Annotated in this window: 14 protein-coding genes, 1 other RNA gene and 4 pseudogenes; 8 read left to right on the plus strand and 11 right to left on the minus strand. The window is 43.6% G+C overall.

The genetic code is table 11. The features are described 5' to 3' along the window. Positions 1-41 precede the first annotated feature (41 nt). From dcm to RAM70_RS12790, 4 genes and pseudogenes are all read left to right on the plus strand, one after another. Positions 42-1,034: a DNA (cytosine-5-)-methyltransferase gene (gene dcm, locus RAM70_RS12775; RefSeq protein WP_312674048.1), complete on the plus strand. Its 993-nt coding sequence runs from the start codon at positions 42-44 to the stop codon at positions 1,032-1,034. A 164-nt stretch (positions 1,035-1,198) separates the two neighbouring features. Then, complete coding sequence (gene ilvA / locus RAM70_RS12780; protein WP_312675911.1) at positions 1,199-2,710, plus strand: threonine ammonia-lyase, biosynthetic; 1,512 nt, start codon at positions 1,199-1,201, stop codon at positions 2,708-2,710. Between the two features lie 259 nt (positions 2,711-2,969). Beyond that, positions 2,970-3,842 (plus strand): 16S rRNA (cytosine(1402)-N(4))-methyltransferase RsmH, encoded by an 873-nt coding sequence (gene rsmH, locus RAM70_RS12785; protein WP_312674050.1) that lies wholly within the window; start codon positions 2,970-2,972, stop codon positions 3,840-3,842. A gap of 171 nt (positions 3,843-4,013) precedes the next feature. Further along, positions 4,014-4,863, plus strand: a pseudogene (locus RAM70_RS12790) (IS630 family transposase). Positions 4,864-4,928: 65 nt separating this feature from the next. On the opposite strand, the pseudogene RAM70_RS12795 reads toward RAM70_RS12790, so the two are convergent. Together RAM70_RS12795 and RAM70_RS12800 are read right to left on the minus strand one after the other, a co-directional pair. Continuing rightward, positions 4,929-5,786: pseudogene (locus tag RAM70_RS12795) on the minus strand (pyridoxal phosphate-dependent aminotransferase); the annotation flags it as partial. A 54-nt stretch (positions 5,787-5,840) separates the two neighbouring features. After that, positions 5,841-7,064: an RNA-guided endonuclease InsQ/TnpB family protein gene (locus RAM70_RS12800; protein WP_288002397.1), complete on the minus strand. Its 1,224-nt coding sequence runs from the start codon at positions 7,062-7,064 to the stop codon at positions 5,841-5,843. 50 nt (positions 7,065-7,114) lie between these two features. Here RAM70_RS12800 and tnpA point away from each other — a divergent pair. Next, positions 7,115-7,516, plus strand: a pseudogene (gene tnpA, locus RAM70_RS12805) (IS200/IS605 family transposase). 27 nt (positions 7,517-7,543) lie between these two features. On the opposite strand, the pseudogene RAM70_RS12810 reads toward tnpA, so the two are convergent. Both RAM70_RS12810 and ssrA read right to left on the minus strand, forming a co-directional pair. After that, a pseudogene (locus RAM70_RS12810) lies at positions 7,544-7,852 on the minus strand (pyridoxal phosphate-dependent aminotransferase); the annotation flags it as partial. A gap of 9 nt (positions 7,853-7,861) precedes the next feature. Next, positions 7,862-8,252, minus strand: a transfer-messenger RNA (tmRNA) gene (gene ssrA / locus RAM70_RS12815). 900 nt (positions 8,253-9,152) lie between these two features. Between ssrA and RAM70_RS12820 the strand changes: the two genes are divergently transcribed. Then, entirely contained in the window at positions 9,153-10,781 is a 1,629-nt protein-coding gene (locus RAM70_RS12820; protein ID WP_312674052.1) for a cation:proton antiporter, read from the plus strand. On the opposite strand, the gene RAM70_RS12825 is transcribed toward RAM70_RS12820, so the two are convergent. From RAM70_RS12825 to RAM70_RS12840, 4 genes are all read right to left on the minus strand, one after another. Continuing rightward, a complete protein-coding gene (locus RAM70_RS12825; protein WP_312674053.1) occupies positions 10,738-11,454 on the minus strand; it encodes a potassium channel family protein in 717 nt (238 codons plus the stop codon). The genes RAM70_RS12820 and RAM70_RS12825 overlap by 44 nt on opposite strands. A gap of 68 nt (positions 11,455-11,522) precedes the next feature. After that, positions 11,523-11,930: a ferredoxin gene (locus RAM70_RS12830; RefSeq protein WP_045356155.1), complete on the minus strand. Its 408-nt coding sequence runs from the start codon at positions 11,928-11,930 to the stop codon at positions 11,523-11,525. After that, positions 11,930-12,316 (minus strand): DUF1257 domain-containing protein, encoded by a 387-nt coding sequence (locus tag RAM70_RS12835; RefSeq protein ID WP_002762644.1) that lies wholly within the window; start codon positions 12,314-12,316, stop codon positions 11,930-11,932. Before RAM70_RS12835 ends, RAM70_RS12830 begins: the two co-directional genes overlap by 1 nt. Before the next feature lie 44 nt (positions 12,317-12,360). Next, a complete protein-coding gene (locus RAM70_RS12840; protein ID WP_002752708.1) occupies positions 12,361-12,576 on the minus strand; it encodes a DUF2997 domain-containing protein in 216 nt (71 codons plus the stop codon). Positions 12,577-12,886: 310 nt separating this feature from the next. Here RAM70_RS12840 and bioU point away from each other — a divergent pair, with 310 nt between their 5' ends. Continuing rightward, positions 12,887-13,888 (plus strand): (S)-8-amino-7-oxononanoate synthase BioU, encoded by a 1,002-nt coding sequence (gene bioU / locus RAM70_RS12845; RefSeq protein WP_045356156.1) that lies wholly within the window; start codon positions 12,887-12,889, stop codon positions 13,886-13,888. On the opposite strand, the gene RAM70_RS12850 is transcribed toward bioU, so the two are convergent. From RAM70_RS12850 to RAM70_RS12860, 3 genes are all read right to left on the minus strand, one after another. Beyond that, positions 13,885-14,811: an RluA family pseudouridine synthase gene (locus tag RAM70_RS12850; RefSeq protein ID WP_045356158.1), complete on the minus strand. Its 927-nt coding sequence runs from the start codon at positions 14,809-14,811 to the stop codon at positions 13,885-13,887. The genes bioU and RAM70_RS12850 overlap by 4 nt on opposite strands. 458 nt (positions 14,812-15,269) lie before the next feature. Then, a complete protein-coding gene (locus RAM70_RS12855) occupies positions 15,270-15,611 on the minus strand; it encodes a phage holin family protein (protein ID WP_045356160.1) in 342 nt (113 codons plus the stop codon). Between the two features lie 37 nt (positions 15,612-15,648). Then, positions 15,649-16,422 carry a hypothetical protein gene (locus RAM70_RS12860; protein ID WP_312674056.1) on the minus strand — a complete coding sequence of 258 codons (774 nt, stop codon included), beginning with the start codon at positions 16,420-16,422 and terminating at the stop codon, positions 15,649-15,651. A gap of 104 nt (positions 16,423-16,526) precedes the next feature. Between RAM70_RS12860 and RAM70_RS12865 the strand changes: the two genes are divergently transcribed. Next, positions 16,527-16,916 (plus strand): DUF8738 domain-containing protein, encoded by a 390-nt coding sequence (locus tag RAM70_RS12865; protein ID WP_045356162.1) that lies wholly within the window; start codon positions 16,527-16,529, stop codon positions 16,914-16,916. Positions 16,917-16,924 lie beyond the last annotated feature (8 nt).

A 16,924-nucleotide genomic window follows, 5' to 3' on the forward strand; every position in this document is an offset into this window, starting at 1 on the left:
AATCAAAGAGAATATCCCTATCGCTACAATTTTAATTATCGATGAATCTCCTGAAAGATAGTAAAAAAATTCGTTTTATTGACCTCTTTTCTGGTTTGGGAGGGTTTCGAGTCGCTATTGAACAAGTTTGTCGCCAACAAAACTTAGAATCTGATTGTGTTTTTTCCTGTGATATAGATAAACACGCTCGGTCAATTTATCACGCTAATTTTGGCGACCAACCCCGGGGAGATATTACCGAAATTGCTGCCCTAGATATTCCCAATCACGATATTTTAATGGCGGGATTTCCCTGTCAACCCTTTAGTATTTGTGGTGATTTAAAGGGGTTTGAAGATACCAGAGGCACGCTATTTTTTGAGATTGCCCGTATTTTAAAAGCCAAACAACCCGCAGCATTTATTCTGGAAAATGTCAAGCAATTGCAGGGACATCAACAGGGAAAAACCTTAGAAGTTATTCTCGATACTTTGCAAGATTTAGATTACTATACCGATTATCGGGTTTTGAATGCGCTTAATTTTGGTTTACCGCAAAAACGGGAACGGATTTTTATCGTTGGTTTCCGAGAATTGCGGGGTTTTATCTGGCCAAAACCGGCTTTATCTAGAACAAGTTTAACGGAAATCTTAGAGGAAAATGTCTCGGATTTTTATTATGCTTCCGAAAGAATTCAAAAAAGTCGCTTCCTGAAAAGAGAGGGAAAAAAACCTTATAGTGAACCGACTATCTGGCACGAAAATAAAGGAGGTAATGTGAGTGCTTATCCCTATTCCTGTGCCTTGCGAGCAGGAGCATCCTATAATTATTTGTTAGTGGATGGGAAAAGACGCTTAACAGCAAGAGAAATGCTACGTTTACAAGGTTTTCCCGATAATTATCAAATTGTCGGCAGTTATCAAACTATGCGAAAATTAACGGGTAATAGTGTGGCAATTCCCTGTGTGGCTGCTGTGGTTAATTCTGCGATCAATTCTTTGTTAAATCTTTATCCAGCTTCAGGGCAGCGGGGAGCTTTTTTCAGTGATCAGTAAACAGTAATCAGTAATCAGTGAACTGATAACTCGCATCTGATCACTGATCACTGATAACTGATTCAAGTCTGATGGCTGATCGCATCTTTATTGCTAATCGGACCGACGATGATCTATTCTGGATCCTAGCCCGACTCGCGAATCCCCACCGCCAAAAAAGAATAATGTACTGCGATTACCTGGTTCAAATCCTCACCGCACGCGTCTACGATGTCGCCCAAGAAACCCCCTTAGAACTTGCCCCCAATCTCTCCCAACGCTTGCACAATCAGCTTTTACTCAAGCGCGAGGATATGCAGTCGGTTTTCTCTTTTAAACTGCGCGGCGCATACAATAAAATGGCGCATTTGTCAAGGGATTTGTTACAAAAAGGTGTAATTGCTGCTTCGGCGGGAAATCATGCCCAGGGAGTCGCTTTGGGGGCGCGGCAATTGGGAACCCAAGCGATTATCGTTATGCCTGTCACCACTCCGCAAGTCAAAATCGACGCGGTAAAAGCTCGGGGCGGGATTGTTGTCCTGCACGGTGACACCTACGATGATGCCTACACCTACGCGCGGCAATTAGAAGCGGAAAAAGGCTTAACTTTTATCCATCCCTTCGATGACCCGGAGGTAATCGCCGGCCAGGGTACGATCGGTATGGAAATTTTACGACAATATCAGCAACCGATCGAGGCGATTTTTGTCGCTATTGGTGGCGGTGGCTTAATATCAGGTATTGCAGCCTATGTCAAGCGTTTACGCCCAGAAATTAAAATTATCGGGGTGGAACCTGTGGACTCAGACGCGATGAATCAATCCCTAAAAGCCGGTTATCGGGTGCGTTTGTCTCAAGTGGGATTATTTGCCGATGGGGTGGCGGTGCGCCAGGTGGGAGAGGAGACTTTTCGTCTCTGTCAGCAGTATGTGGATGAGATTATCCTCGTGGATACGGATGATATTTGTGCCGCGATTAAGGATGTTTTTCAAGATACACGCTCGATTTTAGAACCTGCGGGGGCGTTAGCGGTAGCAGGAGCGAAAGCTTATGTAGAAAGAGAAGGAATTGAGGATAAAACCCTCGTTGCTGTGGCTTGTGGGGCGAATATGAACTTTGATCGTCTGCGGTTTGTGGCGGAAAGGGCGGAATTAGGGGAACGGCGCGAGGCGTTGTATGCTGTGACTATTCCCGAACAACCGGGCAGTTTACGGCGTTTTTGCGAATGTGTCGGCAAACGCAATTTAACCGAATTTAGTTATCGCATTGCCGATGAAAAAGAAGCGCATATTTTTGTCGGCGCCCAGATCGAAAATCGCACCGATGCCAAGAAATTAGCCGAGAGTTTTGAAGCTTGCGGCTTTAAAACCCTCGATATTAGCGATGATGAATTGACTAAACTGCATCTGCGCCACATGGTGGGAGGGCGATCGCATTTAGCCGAGCATGAATTATTTTATCGCTTCGAGTTTCCCGAACGACCGGGGGCTTTAATGAAATTTGTCGCCTCCATGAGTCCCCACTGGAATATCAGCGTTTTCCATTATCGCAATAACGGGGCCGATTATGGGCGCATCGTCGTGGGCATACAGGTCCCCCCCGATGAAATGAATCAATGGCAAGCTTTTCTCGATACTCTCGGCTATCGCTATTGGGATGAAAGTCAAAATCCTGCCTATCAGTTGTTTTTAGGTTAGAGTTGGCTGAATAAATCTAAAAACCTTGTTGGATAAGGCTTTTAGACTTTTTTCCCCTCAAAAAGTGCTGACCATTGGAGTGATCGGGGGTAAAATTCAGGCACTTTTTCCCTGAAAATTAGGTAACTGACTACCTCAAAATCGGTAAAACCCTACACCCTACACCCCACACCCCACACCCCACACCCTGCCCCCACCAACAAACTTTTTGCCGCAAACCCTAGGTTAAATCGCCATTTTCAGGAAGTTATCAGTACAGATGAATCAAGATTTTCCCCATATTTCCGTTTTGAGTCAAGAATTAATCGCCGGCTTAAATATTCAACCCGGGGGGCATTATCTCGATCTTACCCTAGGCGGTGGTGGACACAGCCGCTTGCTTTTAGAAGCCCATCCCGAAACCACAGTAACCGCCATCGATCGCGATCAAAGCGCCCTAGAAGCCGCTAAAATTAGTCTCGCCCCCTATCTAGATAGCCGTTTAACCCTCTGGTGGGGGAACTTCGCCGATTATGATGGACAAAATAGCAGTTTTGATGGCATTATCGCCGATTTAGGAGTCAGTTCTCCCCAATTCGATCAGAGCGAGCGCGGCTTTAGTTTTCGCCACACGGCAGCCTTAGATATGCGGATGGATCGCTGTCAATCCCTGACGGCAGCCGATATTATCAACCATTGGCAGGAAAAAGAATTAGCAGATCTTTTTTATCAATACGGAGAAGAACGTTTATCTCGTCCTATTGCTCGATCGATCGTCCAAAAACGTCCTTTTACTACCACTACAGAATTAGCGGCTGTCATCGCTAGTTCTGTCCCCGCTAGTTACCGTTATGGACGTATTCATCCAGCAACGCGGGTTTTTCAATCCCTACGCATCGCTGTTAATCAAGAATTAGATTCTCTGCAAAAATTGTTAAATCAAGCCCCCCAGTGGCTAAAATCTGGGGGAATTATCGCTATGATCAGTTTTCATAGTCTAGAAGATCGTCTGATCAAGTATGGCTTTCGCGAAGATAATTCCTTGAAAATTATCACGAAAAAGCCGATTATTCCCAGCCGGGAAGAACAGGCTAAAAATCCCCGTTCTCGTTCGGCTAAACTAAGAATAGCCCAAAAGATAAGCTGTTCTTAATTTAAATTGCTTATTGAGATGAGGCAAAAGGCAACAGGCAAAAGGGAGAAGAAATAATCAGTTTTTAATAACTGGATTTAGTCTGAGCTTAAAGTATAGTCATTTCAAATAAGTATGATACAAGTAAAAAATAAGGTAAAATAAGGAGAAACAAGCAACCCATACAGAAAAATGTCCTATAGCCTAGACTTGAGAAAAAAAGTAATTGATTATGTAGAGAATGGAGGAAGCATAACCAAAGCCGCCGCTCTATTTAATATAGGAAGAGCCACAATATATAGATGGCTGAGTAGGGAAAAACTAGAAGCAACAAAGGTAAAACACCGTCAGAGAAAGCTGGACTGGAAAGCACTGTCAAAAGATGTCCAAGAAAATCCCGAGGCAAGATTAAGAGACAGAGCCGAGAAGTTTGGAGTGAGACCAAGTGCCATTTGCTATGCCTAAAAAAAAATGAAAGTTACCAGAAAAAAGAAGTAACTTCGTTATAAAGAAAGAAACCGAGAAGAAAGAATGAAATACTACAGAGTGCTGAGAGAATTGATTAAAATATATGGAAGTAAAAGCCTTGTATTTATTGATGAATCAGGGTTTGAAGAATTTCAAACCTGTTTTTATGCCCGATGCACAAAAAGGGAAGAAAGTATTGGGAGATAGACAAGGAAAACGAGGAAAAAGAGAGAACCTTGTCGCTGGGAGAAGAAAGGGAAAAAAAGACTTTATTGCACCGATGATATTTACGAGAAGCCTGAATGCAGAAGGTTTTGAAGGGTGGTTATCTTTATATTTGTTGCCCTCTCTAACCATAACATCAGTATTAATTATGGATAAGGCACCAATTCATCGGAAGACAGTCATTAAACAACTGGTAGAGGAAGCAGGTCATCAGGTAGTGTTTTTGCCAAAATACTCTCCTGATTTAAATGATATCGAACATGATTTTAGTGCATTAAAGAGGGCAAGAATGTATGCTCCTGTGGGTACACCCCTTGATGAAATTATTCGTACTTATTGTGTCGCCTAGTGTCTCGTTCTTATTTGAAATAACTATAAAAACCAAGAAAGAAAGCTGGTATTTATTCTTGAAAATCATTGACTAAAATAACGCAGTCCTTTTACCAATCTTTCCACTGCCGCTAAAGCCGTTTCTGGAGATAAAGCACCGTAGGCAAGACGCAAATAACAGCCTTCTGTTATCCCAAAAGTTGAACCGGGTAACACCGCCACCCGCTGCCGCTCGATTAAACTTTTAACTAACTGAAAATCATTCTTGTCTGTGGGAATTTTCAGGAAGAAATAAAAAGCCCCTTCCGCAGTGGCAACATCACAGATATCGCCGATTGATTCTAGAGCATTCAGGCAAATTTCTCTAACTTGACTGATGGTTTTTAACTGTTCTAAAGGATAGCTTTTACCCACCTGTAACGCCCCTAGGGCCGCGTATTGCGAAACCACCGGCGGACAGATTAAAATAGTATCCTGAATCTTATTAATCGCCTCAGATAAATGTTCTGGTACTACCATATAACCAATGCGCCAACTGGCAAAACCGTAGGCTTTTGAGAGACTAAATAAGGAAATAGTCCAGGATTCACTACCAACAATTGCCGCCGGAGAAAAGTGGCGAGCATGGTTATAGGTAAAATATTCATAAGCCTCATCATGAATGTGATAGATGCCCTTTTTTTGACAGATTCGATTGACTTCTCTTAGGGTATTTTCTGGATAAACTACTCCCGTGGGATTATTAGGAGAAATCGTCACCACTGCCTTAGTTTTTGCAGTGATTGCCTCTTCAATGGCGGCTGGACGCAATTGATAATTTTTGTCTGTGGCGACCAAAATAACTTGACAATCAGCCATTTTTATGGCCATTTCATGATTGAAATAAAAGGGAGTGTTGAGAATAATTTCATCCCCCGGGGAAGTAATGGCCAAAATGGCATTCTTGACATCCTCACCGCCGGGGCCGGACGGTGATTCCCGGCAGATCAAACAAACTTAATTGAACGATCTTCGGTTGGGCTTCGGCCGTGAGCTCAGCCGAACGGTTGACGCTTCACGGGATGATGCTTCTTTAACAGAAGTCTTACACTTTCCTCCACGTCCGTTTAAAGTCTCCGATTGCCCACCGGCGACCTTGATATTAATTGCGGCGTTTACATCCCTATCATGAAAAGTCCCACAAAAAAGACATTCCCACTCACGGATATTTAATGCTTTCTTACCGCCGATATTCCCACAACAGGAACACCTTTGAGACGTTGGCTCCCATCGAGAAATTATCCGAAAATTACGCCCATATTTATCAGATTTTGCCGATAGCATATCTCGGAAAGAACGCCATCCTAAATCTGATATGGCACGAGATAACTTGCGATTTTTAACCATTCCCGATGTGTTTAAATCCTCTAAAATTATCGTTTGATTTTCACGAACAACTCTAGTGGATAGTTTCTGCAAGAAATCAGTGCGAGTGTCTTTAATCTTTGCATGGATTTTAGCTACTCGTTTCCTAGCTTTTTCCCGTCGGTTACTTCCTTTCTGTTTTCTAGAAAGGTTTTTCTGTGCTTTTCTTAGTCGTTTTAATCGTTTCTTTAGCGGTTTCGGTGCGTCTATCTTTTCCCCTGTTGAGAGGGTAGCAAAGGTAGCAATCCCTAGATCAATTCCCACTGACTCCCCATTATCAGGAAGTATTTCGGGCTGAACCTCGACGACAAAACTAAGAAAATAGCGATCTGATGCGTCTTTAATCACGGTGACACTAGAAGGTTTAGAAGGTAATGGACGACTCCAAACGATTCTTAAATCACCGATTTTTGCTAAAGTAACGCAGTGTTGGTTAACGGTAAAACCATTATCGGTAAATCTTGCTGATTGTTTAGATTTACGTTTTTTAAACTTGGGAGGTTTGACTTTCTTTCCTTTTCTCTCGCCCTTACAAGATGTAAAGAAGTTAGAGTAAGCAGTCTCTAAGTCTCTCAAAGACTGTTGTAAAGGAATAGAAGAAACCTCGGTTAACCACCGTCTTTCTTCTGTTTTTTTGACTTGAGTTAGTCTTTTAGATAACTCAGTATATTTTGGCTTTTTCTCCCCTTGTCGATAGAGTTCTTGGCAGTAAGCTAAAGTATCGTTCCAGACAACACGCACACACCCAAACAACTGAGACAAAAGCCTCTTTTGTTGGTCTGTTGGGTAAATACGGTATTGATACCTCGCTTTCATTGGGTTAAGATGTGTGTGTCTGTAGTCTATTCTAACTAGGTCTGTTGATAATGTCAAGTCAGTTACGAAGAGAAAGAAACTCTGTTTCCGATCTAAAGATACACTTGGTCTGTGTGACAAAATACAGAAGAAAGGTCTTTACGGGTAAAAGTCTGACTTTGGTTGAAAAATCTTTTAGGGAAGTTGCGGAAAAGATGAATTTTCAGATATTGGAATTTAACGGGGAGTCCGATCATGTACACGCATTGATTGAATACCCGCCGAAACTATCTATTTCTGTAATGGTCAATTCTTTAAAAGGAGTCTCTAGTCGTAGATATGGACAAGCTGGATATCCTAAGCCATAGGGGAAAGACGCTCTTTGGTCGCCCAATTATTTTGTATCTTCTGTAGGAGGTGCGCCACTGGAAGTTCTTAAGTGCTACATCAAAAATCAGGAAAAGCCGTCGTAAAACGACGGGGTTTTAACCCAAATTTTCGATAAAAGCCATATTACTGCCCGCCGTCACAAAAATTGCCTGTTTATCGCTGATTTCTATCCGATTATCTTCGGCTAGTTTTTCCCGAATTACTGCTAATAAGGGGGGAATTCCCGCCACAGATTGATATTGATGATTTTTGGGATTAGCTAAGAATAAAGATAGAGATTCGATCGCTTCCCGGGGTGGATCATAGGAAACAACCCCTTGACCTAGGGAAATAGTGCCGGGGTTCGCTTTAATTAATTGACCGACCACGGGAATGATCGGCGTTTGCACCCCGTCCATGCGGGAGAGAAGGTTTTTCATTAAACTAATCAATGGAGCCGAGCAGAGTCGAACTGCTGTCCAAATTAGGTATTGACTGTCCGTTCATTCACAGGTTTAGTTTCGATTACCCTCGAAACGGGGACTGTCACTTATCCCGGACAGTGGGATGCTCTAGTTAAAGCTTAGACGGTTAACTAACTAGAGAAAGTTAAACGTGGCATCCGTTGGGGGTTGATCCATAGTCCTTAACGGAGTCAAACTATGAATGCTCGAGTCGATTAGAGACTATTAGGCAGCTACAGGAGCGGCTTTACGAGCGAAAGGAACGATGTTGTTCGCATTTACTTTTTGTTTGAGCCTTTGATTTACGAGAGGAGACTCACTCTCGACCTGTATCACGGGGGAGCTTTCGCTAACCTGTCGAAACCGTTACGGCCCCTTGTGCTTACATTCTGATTATAGCACATTTTTTGATTAAGCTAGTTTCCTTTCGCTTCGACTGAGGATTTTTCCCCTCTTGCCAAGGGTTAGAGCCTGGCTAGATCGGTAAAAAAGGTTTTTATCGCTGATTTTTCGGCAATAGCATCGGTATTAAAGAGATAAGCCATCAGGTTCTCTCGTCCAAGATATTATCCAGTTCTTCGGCTAATTCTTCTGAATCTTCCCAATTTTCGGTTAAATTCCCTAACCCTCCCCTAATTATTGATTGCCTCGGTTTGAATTGCCACCTATCAACAATCTATCTCCATACCACAATTTAGCCATTTTGTCAAAAAAAATTTGACTTTGCAACAAAACTACACAAAAATTAGATCAACGTTGTTCGGGAAAAAAGGGGCAATTGGCGAAAGTGTTTGGTTTTGCTAAAAGGGAAAGTCTAGATTTAGCAGTGGTTTCAAGGCAAGCTAGACCTTGAAAACTTCAAAAAAGACAAGAAGAAACCATCCTAGCATAATGCAAAATTATACCAAAATCGCTGGAAGTATTGCAACCTCGTAAATAAATAGAAATTATTCTCAATAAATTCTTGAGTAAAAATAAATATTACTAATTGTAAATTTAAATATTTTTAAGTATTGAAGGTATTTGCATATAAAATACTTATCATTTTGCCCCGATTGCCTCTAACTTTTCCCTCCCCACAGCAATCACCGGGTAAGTAGAAAATTTCTCATTCTTTCTCCTAAAGATGAAGTACAGATTAATCCTTACTCATCAAGTATTTTAGCAACAATAACTAACCTCATCAATCTGAGAAAGGCTGTAACTGCCATAACCTCCCTTATATTATAAAAATAGCCAAGTTCTTAATTGTCGGTCTTACCGAGAATATCGTCCTATGAGGGGAGAATTATTAGTAGCCTGGGCAGCACAACAAAAATCCTTGGATAGCAATTCTGCTGTGAACAGCCAAACGGTGGGAGACATTCCTGAACTGGTTCTTGTCTTGATCCTGCTGCTACTGATTGCCACTGCCGTTGCTCTAGTAACCCAGCGATTACGCATTTCCTATGTGGCAGGTTTAGTCTTAGCAGGATTACCGATTACCGATCTGTTATCTCATCGTATTGGCTTAGATCCGTTTTTAGTGCTTAACCTTTTTCTGCCGATTCTGATTTTTGAAGCGGCGATTAATACCGATATCAGCCGTCTTCGCAGTACCTTTAAACCGATCGCACTGCTCGCAGGTCCCGGCTCGGTTTTTTCTGCGGCGATTATTGCAGTTCTGGTAAAATTTGGCCTGGGTCTAGATTGGATTCCCGCCTTACTGGTGGGAGTGATTCTGGCAAACACGGATACTGTCTCGATAATTGCCGTCTTTAAAGAAATTCGGGTTCCCTCTAGGCTCTTGACTATTGTGGAAGGGGAAACACTATTTAATGATGCAGCCGCACTCGTCACCTTTAATTTGCTCTTGGTGATTTACGCGACTGGAACCATCAGCACTACACAAGTCATCAAGGAAGTGTTGATCGTTGCTCTGGGTGGGGGATTAGTGGGCGCTGTCCTAGGCTACCTGTGTCTGCCTATCTATGTGCGCTTACGGGATCCTCTGAGTAGCCTGCTTCTTACGGTTGCGCTTGCCTTGGGAGCTTTTCAACTTGGGCAGTTTTTGGGTGTATCGGGAGCGGTGGCGGTAGTTATTGCCGGACTTGTCTTTGGTAACTTGGGGCTGCCTCGCAGCGCCTCTGCATCCGATCGCATTACCCTGATCAGTTTTTGGGAATATGCCGGTTTTATAGTCAATACCTTTATTTTTCTGCTTATTGGCATTGAAATCAACCCCTTGACCCTATGGCAAACCTTGCCATCGATTGTGCTGGTCATTTTGGCTTATCAATTGGGGCGTATTCTGTCAGTGTATTCTTTACTATGGGTACTTCGCTGGATTGATCGACCGATCCCCTTGCGCTGGCAACATATTCTGATTTTGGGCAACATCAAGGGTTCCCTCTCCATGGCCCTAGCGGTTGCTATTCCTTTGACTCTAACAGGGCGGGAATTGATCATCGAGCTAGTCTTTGGGGCTGTGTTATTTTCTCTGGTCATCCAAGGATTAGCCTTACCCTGGTTAATTAAAAAGCTCGATATTAGTCAGGTTTCGGCAGTAACACGGGAGATTGGGCAGTTGCAGCTGCAGTTGATTGCGTCGAAAGCGGCACAGGATGAGTTAGCCAATTTACTGAAATCGGGCGTTTTACCGAAAGCAGTGTACGAAGAACTGTGGGCATCTTATCAGGCAAAAGTGGCGGTATCGGAACGGGTGCTGCGGGATGCTTATAATCAGTCTCGATCGGGGCAAATGGAGCCTAACAACGGTCAACTAGATGCCATTCGACGACGATTGTTCCTCGCTGAGAAGGCAGCCCTGGGGGATGCACTTCGCAAACGTATCGTCCCGGAAGACTTGGTACAATCCTACGTTAAAGGTTTGGATGAGAAACTTCTATCGTTGGACGATGATTAGTTTGAATGCCGAGGTAATCGATCATCGGTTTGACGTATTCCGGACGAGTGACCACTAGAATAGTTGAACCTGCTTCTAGGACGGTATTGCCGTTGGGAATCTCTAAACTGGCACAAGGGTGACACTGATAGCCAATAATCAGCGAACCGGTCGGAAAGTTGGCATCTTGAGCGATTTGGGCAACGGTACGCCCAGCTACATAACAATCCTTGGGGACGGGCAGCTTTAGCACCTCCACTTGTCCCTGTTCAAAGTGCATCATCGATTCTACTTCAGGGTATTCGATCGCATTGGCCATGGTGGCAACGGCTAAATCAATCGTGCTGATGATGTGACTAGCTCTAGCAAGACGATAGGCCTCGAGAAATTCGCGATCGCACATTCTCACCACAATATGGGAAATGCCATAACTTCTAGACAGGGTGACTAGGGCTAGATTCATGGCATCGTCCCTCAGGGCGGCAACAACTGCGTTAGCTTGTCGAATCCCCGCCTCCAGCAGAACTTTCGTGCTGACAGCACTCCCCTCAAAGGCCATGACACCAATTTTTTCCCGGGCAAACCGACAAGCTAAAGGGTCTACATCAACGATGGCTACGGTGTGTCCCAAGTCTAAAAGTTGTTGGGCTAAACCTAGCCCCATCATTCCCGCCCCACCAATTAAAACGTACATAGCGGCTCTTTACTTAACAAACTTGACTTCTAGGAAATAATAGGTGGATGAGGCTGCACCTATCCACCCTAGATATCTAAATCTGCGGGGCTAAATTTCTTGTGAATCTGAGGAAAACCTAACTGTTTAATCACTTGATGTTTGCGTTCTTCCTCAAGGAATTGCAAATTATTATAATTAACCCAGTGAATACAGTTAACCGGACAAGTCTCGATCGCTTCTTGAATAATTTCTTCTTCGTCACCGTCCTGATTATAGACGCGAGAGCGACCGTATTCACCTTCAATAAAAAAGGTATTGGGGGCAACGTGGGCGCAGTGTTTACAACCGATACAAGTGACCTCATCGACGTAAACCGCTTTCTGGCGCAGTAAACCGCCCAATTCTGGTTCAAAACCGGTGCGATCGGGGGAATCTCTTAGGAATCCCCCTAACTCTGGTTCAAAACCAGAGCGTTTGGGAGAAAAATCAGCCATTAGGCACTCCAACGTTGTACCACTAGACGAATAGAACCATCAGTATTTTTTTCCTGTGCTGCCACCTGAAAACCCTGTTTAGCAGTTTCTGCCAGAATGGTGTGGTAGGCATAACCTTGATTTACTTTTCTTAAAAATCCTTCTACGGTTAGGGGTTGTTGCCAGTATTGCAAATCGGCAACCAACTCGTACTCGTTACCATTCCAGCGAAAACCGATATCGTAATTGTTATCTTGCTCGATTACCACCTCTGCGGTTAAAGTTTGACCTTGATAACCTTTGACGGGGTGGGAACCCTCTTTCCATTCCATACCCATATCGCTGAGGGCGGCTTTTAGGTAGGATAGATCGCGGATTTTGGTTTTGATATTGCTAAAGTGTGACATGGTTTTTCAGTGGCTTAAATAAAGGGATTGGGAAAGATGAAAAATTACCAGTCGCTAAAAGTGGCTGCGTTGCTGACTTTCTCTGACTGGCTGACGGTTTGATGGTAATAATCCGAGGTTTTCTCTTGAGACATCAGCTGCCCGAGTTGTGCCTCGATCGCCGCCGTCACCTCTTGACAAGATGAACCGACTATGCCTGTCACCTTTTCCATGACGCGACCATCGGGATAGATGATAAACTCTAGGCTTTCCATGCTCATAGGTCTTCTCGGCGTGATCTGGGGTTTGCAAAGCTCCCTATCGTTTTAATTTACGATAGTTTGCTAATCGTAGCAATCTGGTTAAAATTTTAGCAAAACTTTATATTATCTCGGCCAACCACTTTCATTTTTTGTAAGTTTCCCGTAACTTTTCTTTACCGTCAAGGGCAAACCTGTCCCCGGAGGGCATAATTTAACAAAACTACACAAAAAAGACGACCTGAAGCGATAAATTGAAAATAAAGGAGATGCAACGGCGAACCACGACCGCCGAGATCGGAGAATTTTGTCTATAGGAATCAGAACAAATATGAATAAACAAACAGCAGGCGATCGCCTTCGGATCGGTGTTTTAGGTTTTGGTGGTTTGGGACAGGCCGCCGCTAGAATTCTCGCCCCCAAACAGGAAATGCTCTGGACTGCCGCCGCCGATAAAGCTGGTTTTGCATACCACAAAGACGGTCTAGATGTCAATACCTGTAACAAAATTTATCATGACCGGGGTTCGATCGGTTATCTGGAAAATTACGGCAGTCTCAGCGAGAAAAGTATCGAGGAATTAATCAAAACTGCCGATGTAGAGGGCTATTTTCTCGCCTTACCGAATTTACCTAACAATTTCATGGCCGATATCGCTAAAACTTTCATTCGCTTAGGTTGGCGCGGAGTTTTAGTCGATGCCCTCAAACGTACCAGCGCCATGGAACAAATCTTAGCACTACAAGCAGACCTAGAAGCCGCCGGCATCACCTACATGACCGGCTGCGGCGCTACCCCCGGACTGTTAACTGCGGCCGCTGCCCTAGCTGCCCAGAGTTATGGGGAGATTCATAGCGTTAAAATTACCTTTGGCGTGGGAATTGCCAACTGGGAGGCTTATCGTGCCACTATTCGCGAAGATATCGCCCATTTACCCGGTTACGACCCAGAAACGGCGCACCGGATGAGTGATGCGGAAGTGGAAATGCTGTTAAATAAAACCAATGGCATTCTCAGCCTCGAAAATATGGAACACGCGGACGATATTATGCTGGAATTGGCCGGAATCTGTGGACGCGATCGGGTTTCCGTCGGGGGTGTGGTGGATACGCGCAACCCGAAAAAGCCGTTAAGTACCAATGTTAAAGTCACGGGGCGGACTTTTGAAGGCAAAATTTCCACCCATACCTTCACTTTAGGCGATGAAACCAGTATGGCGGCTAATGTCTGCGGGCCGGCTTTCGGTTATCTGAAAGCGGGGGTTTCCCTGCATCGTCGCGGTATCTACGGATTATGGACAGCAGCGGAGATTATGCCGCAATTTGTGCGCTAAGGGTTTCTCTGCCGTAAAATAGCTAAAACTTTCGGGAAAATAGCGGGTAAGGGAGCGATCGCTTCTAGGCTCTCTCCCGTGACCGGATGTATTAAAATTAGACGATGGGCGTGGAGTAATTGCCCGGGTAGATTAATCCCGATGGAACGACCGGAACTATAAAGGGGATCCCCAAGAATCGGATGACCGATGTGGCTGCTATGAACCCGAATTTGATGAGTTCTGCCAGTTTCTAGGCGAAATTCCATTAAGGTGTAGTTGCCTAGTCTTTCCTTGACTTGCCAGTGAGTGACGGCATTTCTACCGCCTTTTTCCACGGCAATAATAGCCATCTTTTGGCGATCGCTGCGGTGACGACCGATCGGCAGATCAATTGTACCTGTCTCCGTTTTGGGGACACCGTGGACGAGGGCGATGTATTCCCGGCGGGCAGTTTTGGTTTTTAGTTGTGCCTGTAGGTGTTGATGGGCCTGGTCGGTTTTGGCAATAACGATCGCACCCGTGGTATCCTTATCTAAGCGGTGAACTATTCCGGGCCGTTGAATTCCACCGATTCCGGCTAAATTTGGGCAGTGATGCAGTAAAGCGTTGACCAAGGTTCCCGATTCGTGGCCGGGGGCCGGATGAACCACTAAATCGGCCGGTTTATTGATAATAATCAGATATTCGTCTTCGTAAAGAATATCAAGATCGATCGCCTCGGCGCTTAATTGCAGGGGTTGACTGTCGGGAATGGTAATCTTTAAGCGATCGCCTTGAGCAACTTTAGTATTTTTATTAGTACAAATTTGACCATTTAACTGTATATATCCCTGTTCTATCAGTTTTTGCAGCCTCGATCTCGATAAATCGGGCAATTGTGACCCCATCCAAGCATCTAAACGTTCTTTTTTTCCCGCAACTTCTAAGTTTAATTGGTTCATCGATTTTTAGTGATCAGGGTGTAGGGTGTAGGGGAATCAAGAAAAACTGACTGGAGATTAGTTAATCTACTTAGCTCAACAATTCCAGTTATTTTAACAGTAATTGAACTTGCTCTGGCTGCTTGAGATGGAAATCTTGGGATTAAATTTTCCTGATTTTTAAGTAGGTAGGTGTTAAAAACGTTGAGATGTCCCCTTGTTAAAGATGGATTAAGGGTAGGGTTGATTCATGAATCAACCCTACGATGAATCAACCCTAGGATTAAGGGGGGATTAAGGGGGGATCTATCTTCAATTTAATTATAACCAGCTACTTAACGACAAAAGCCACAGCAAATCAGTAGAGATTTCCTCATCTCCAAAAAATAGAGAGACGTTGATTATAGCAACGTCTCTAGATCAGAAATTAATCGATTAGAGTAAGCCAAGCTGTTTTAAACAACCGAATTTTGCCCACTTTAGTCACTGAAAATGCTATTTAAAACTCCTGAAACGATCGAAACCACGATCGAACCGAATAAAGCAGCAAAGAATGATTCTACCTGAAAACCAGGGATAAAATAGGAGGCTAAAGAAAAGGAAATGGCATTGACCACAAAAATAAATAACCCTAGGGTCAAAATAGTTAAAGGCAGGGTAAAAAGAATCAACAGGGGTCTAATAATAGCATTAATTAAACCCAAGACGACAGCAGCTATCAAAGCCACGGTAAAATTTTTAATTTCTATACCTGGTACTATTTGCGCTGTAATCAATAAAGAGACGGCGGTAATCAACCAACGGAGGAAAAAAGATAACATAAGTCCATCCATCTAAGATAGTTCATCCTCATCTATTTTAATCGACATCGCCACTTAAAGGGATGCCGGTTTTCAGGGGATGGGAACGAAAAGTGATATTGACTCCTTCTTCTGATTGTTCCAATACCAATAAAGGAGTCGGTTTCGCTTTTTCATCCCAACTCATTAAAACTATTTGTCCATGAATAGTTGGTTGCCAATTAGCTTTATCTGAGTCCGCAGAAAGAAAGGTTTCTATACAATTAGTAATCTCGTTAACGGTAGCGGAACTGGTTTGGGTGGGAAGTTTTGTCAGTTTAATCTGAATCCGAAATAAAACCCCTTTATTCGATTTTCCTTCCTGTGCTTCCACTTCGTAGGTGACATCAAAAGTTTCATTAATCTGTCTTCCTGCACCGACAATTCCTCCGGCATTTTTTGCTGTATTTGGTCGTAAAGCTTCGCCGATTAAGTTAGTTATTTTCATCTTAATCTGGTTAAAAATGACGGAACGAAAAACCGCCTCATCCATCCTCATCCGCAAATAATCGAGATTAAATGCCCTAGAATGGACAAGATCGGGGTCGGTTTCCATTTTTTTGATGGTATGAAGTGCTAACTTCAACTTTTTTTTCAACTCTTTACTTTTAAATTGTTCAATCCTAACTTGTTTCTTGATCTGTTCTATTTTGAATTTGCCGTAAATAATTAAACCGATCAAAGCAATAGTTAAGGCAATTGTGCTATAAAGCCAAGGAGAATTGGAGGGAGAGATTTCAACCGCCGGTTCAGGAGAAGGAACTTGGACGATGGAATTTTCTTGAGAAAACACCGATGGACTCGACAACCAGAGAGGGAACATAGTTTCGATTACACTGATAATAAACAGGAAGATATGATCAGACTATCAATCCCAGAAAAGAGACAGGACTAAACATGATATCTAGAAAGAATTTTAGCCAGAACCGGCCAGGGCCAATCGGTACAACGAGAATCGTTCAGGGAGCAACTGCTATTTTAATACTAGGGAGTCTGCTTTCTCTCCTCTTGGTACAACCTAGTTTAGCATCTCCTGGGCCACCTAATTCGGTCATCGAGGCCGCCCGTCAAGATTTGAGTCAGAAAACCAAGATATCCGTTAATCGCTTGCAAATTCAAGCAGCACAACGACAAACCTGGCCCGACGGTTGTTTAGGATTAGCTAAACCGGGAGAATTATGTACTCAAGCACTGGTGCCAGGATGGCGAATTGTTCTGACTGATAACCAAAAAACTTGGGTTTATCGCACCAATAGCAGTGGCGCTAATCTCCGCTTAGAAAAGTGAATTTCTCA

It is taken from the genome of Microcystis wesenbergii NRERC-220 (assembly GCF_032027425.1).
GTDB lineage: Bacteria > Cyanobacteriota > Cyanobacteriia > Cyanobacteriales > Microcystaceae > Microcystis > Microcystis wesenbergii_A.

Bases quoted from the DNA above. Each gene is read 5' to 3' on its own strand.
- dcm (WP_312674048.1), top strand. From the start codon at position 42: ATGAATCTCCTGAAAGATAGTAAAAAAATTCGTTTTATTGACCTCTTT.
- ilvA (WP_312675911.1), top strand. From the start codon at position 1,199: ATGTACTGCGATTACCTGGTTCAAATCCTCACCGCACGCGTCTACGAT.
- rsmH (WP_312674050.1), top strand. From the start codon at position 2,970: ATGAATCAAGATTTTCCCCATATTTCCGTTTTGAGTCAAGAATTAATC.
- RAM70_RS12800 (WP_288002397.1), bottom strand. From the start codon at position 7,064: ATGAAAGCGAGGTATCAATACCGTATTTACCCAACAGACCAACAAAAG.
- RAM70_RS12820 (WP_312674052.1), top strand. From the start codon at position 9,153: ATGAGGGGAGAATTATTAGTAGCCTGGGCAGCACAACAAAAATCCTTG.
- RAM70_RS12825 (WP_312674053.1), bottom strand. From the start codon at position 11,454: ATGTACGTTTTAATTGGTGGGGCGGGAATGATGGGGCTAGGTTTAGCC.
- RAM70_RS12830 (WP_045356155.1), bottom strand. From the start codon at position 11,930: ATGGCTGATTTTTCTCCCAAACGCTCTGGTTTTGAACCAGAGTTAGGG.
- RAM70_RS12835 (WP_002762644.1), bottom strand. From the start codon at position 12,316: ATGTCACACTTTAGCAATATCAAAACCAAAATCCGCGATCTATCCTAC.
- RAM70_RS12840 (WP_002752708.1), bottom strand. From the start codon at position 12,576: ATGAGCATGGAAAGCCTAGAGTTTATCATCTATCCCGATGGTCGCGTC.
- bioU (WP_045356156.1), top strand. From the start codon at position 12,887: ATGAATAAACAAACAGCAGGCGATCGCCTTCGGATCGGTGTTTTAGGT.
- RAM70_RS12850 (WP_045356158.1), bottom strand. From the start codon at position 14,811: ATGAACCAATTAAACTTAGAAGTTGCGGGAAAAAAAGAACGTTTAGAT.
- RAM70_RS12855 (WP_045356160.1), bottom strand. From the start codon at position 15,611: ATGTTATCTTTTTTCCTCCGTTGGTTGATTACCGCCGTCTCTTTATTG.
- RAM70_RS12865 (WP_045356162.1), top strand. From the start codon at position 16,527: ATGATATCTAGAAAGAATTTTAGCCAGAACCGGCCAGGGCCAATCGGT.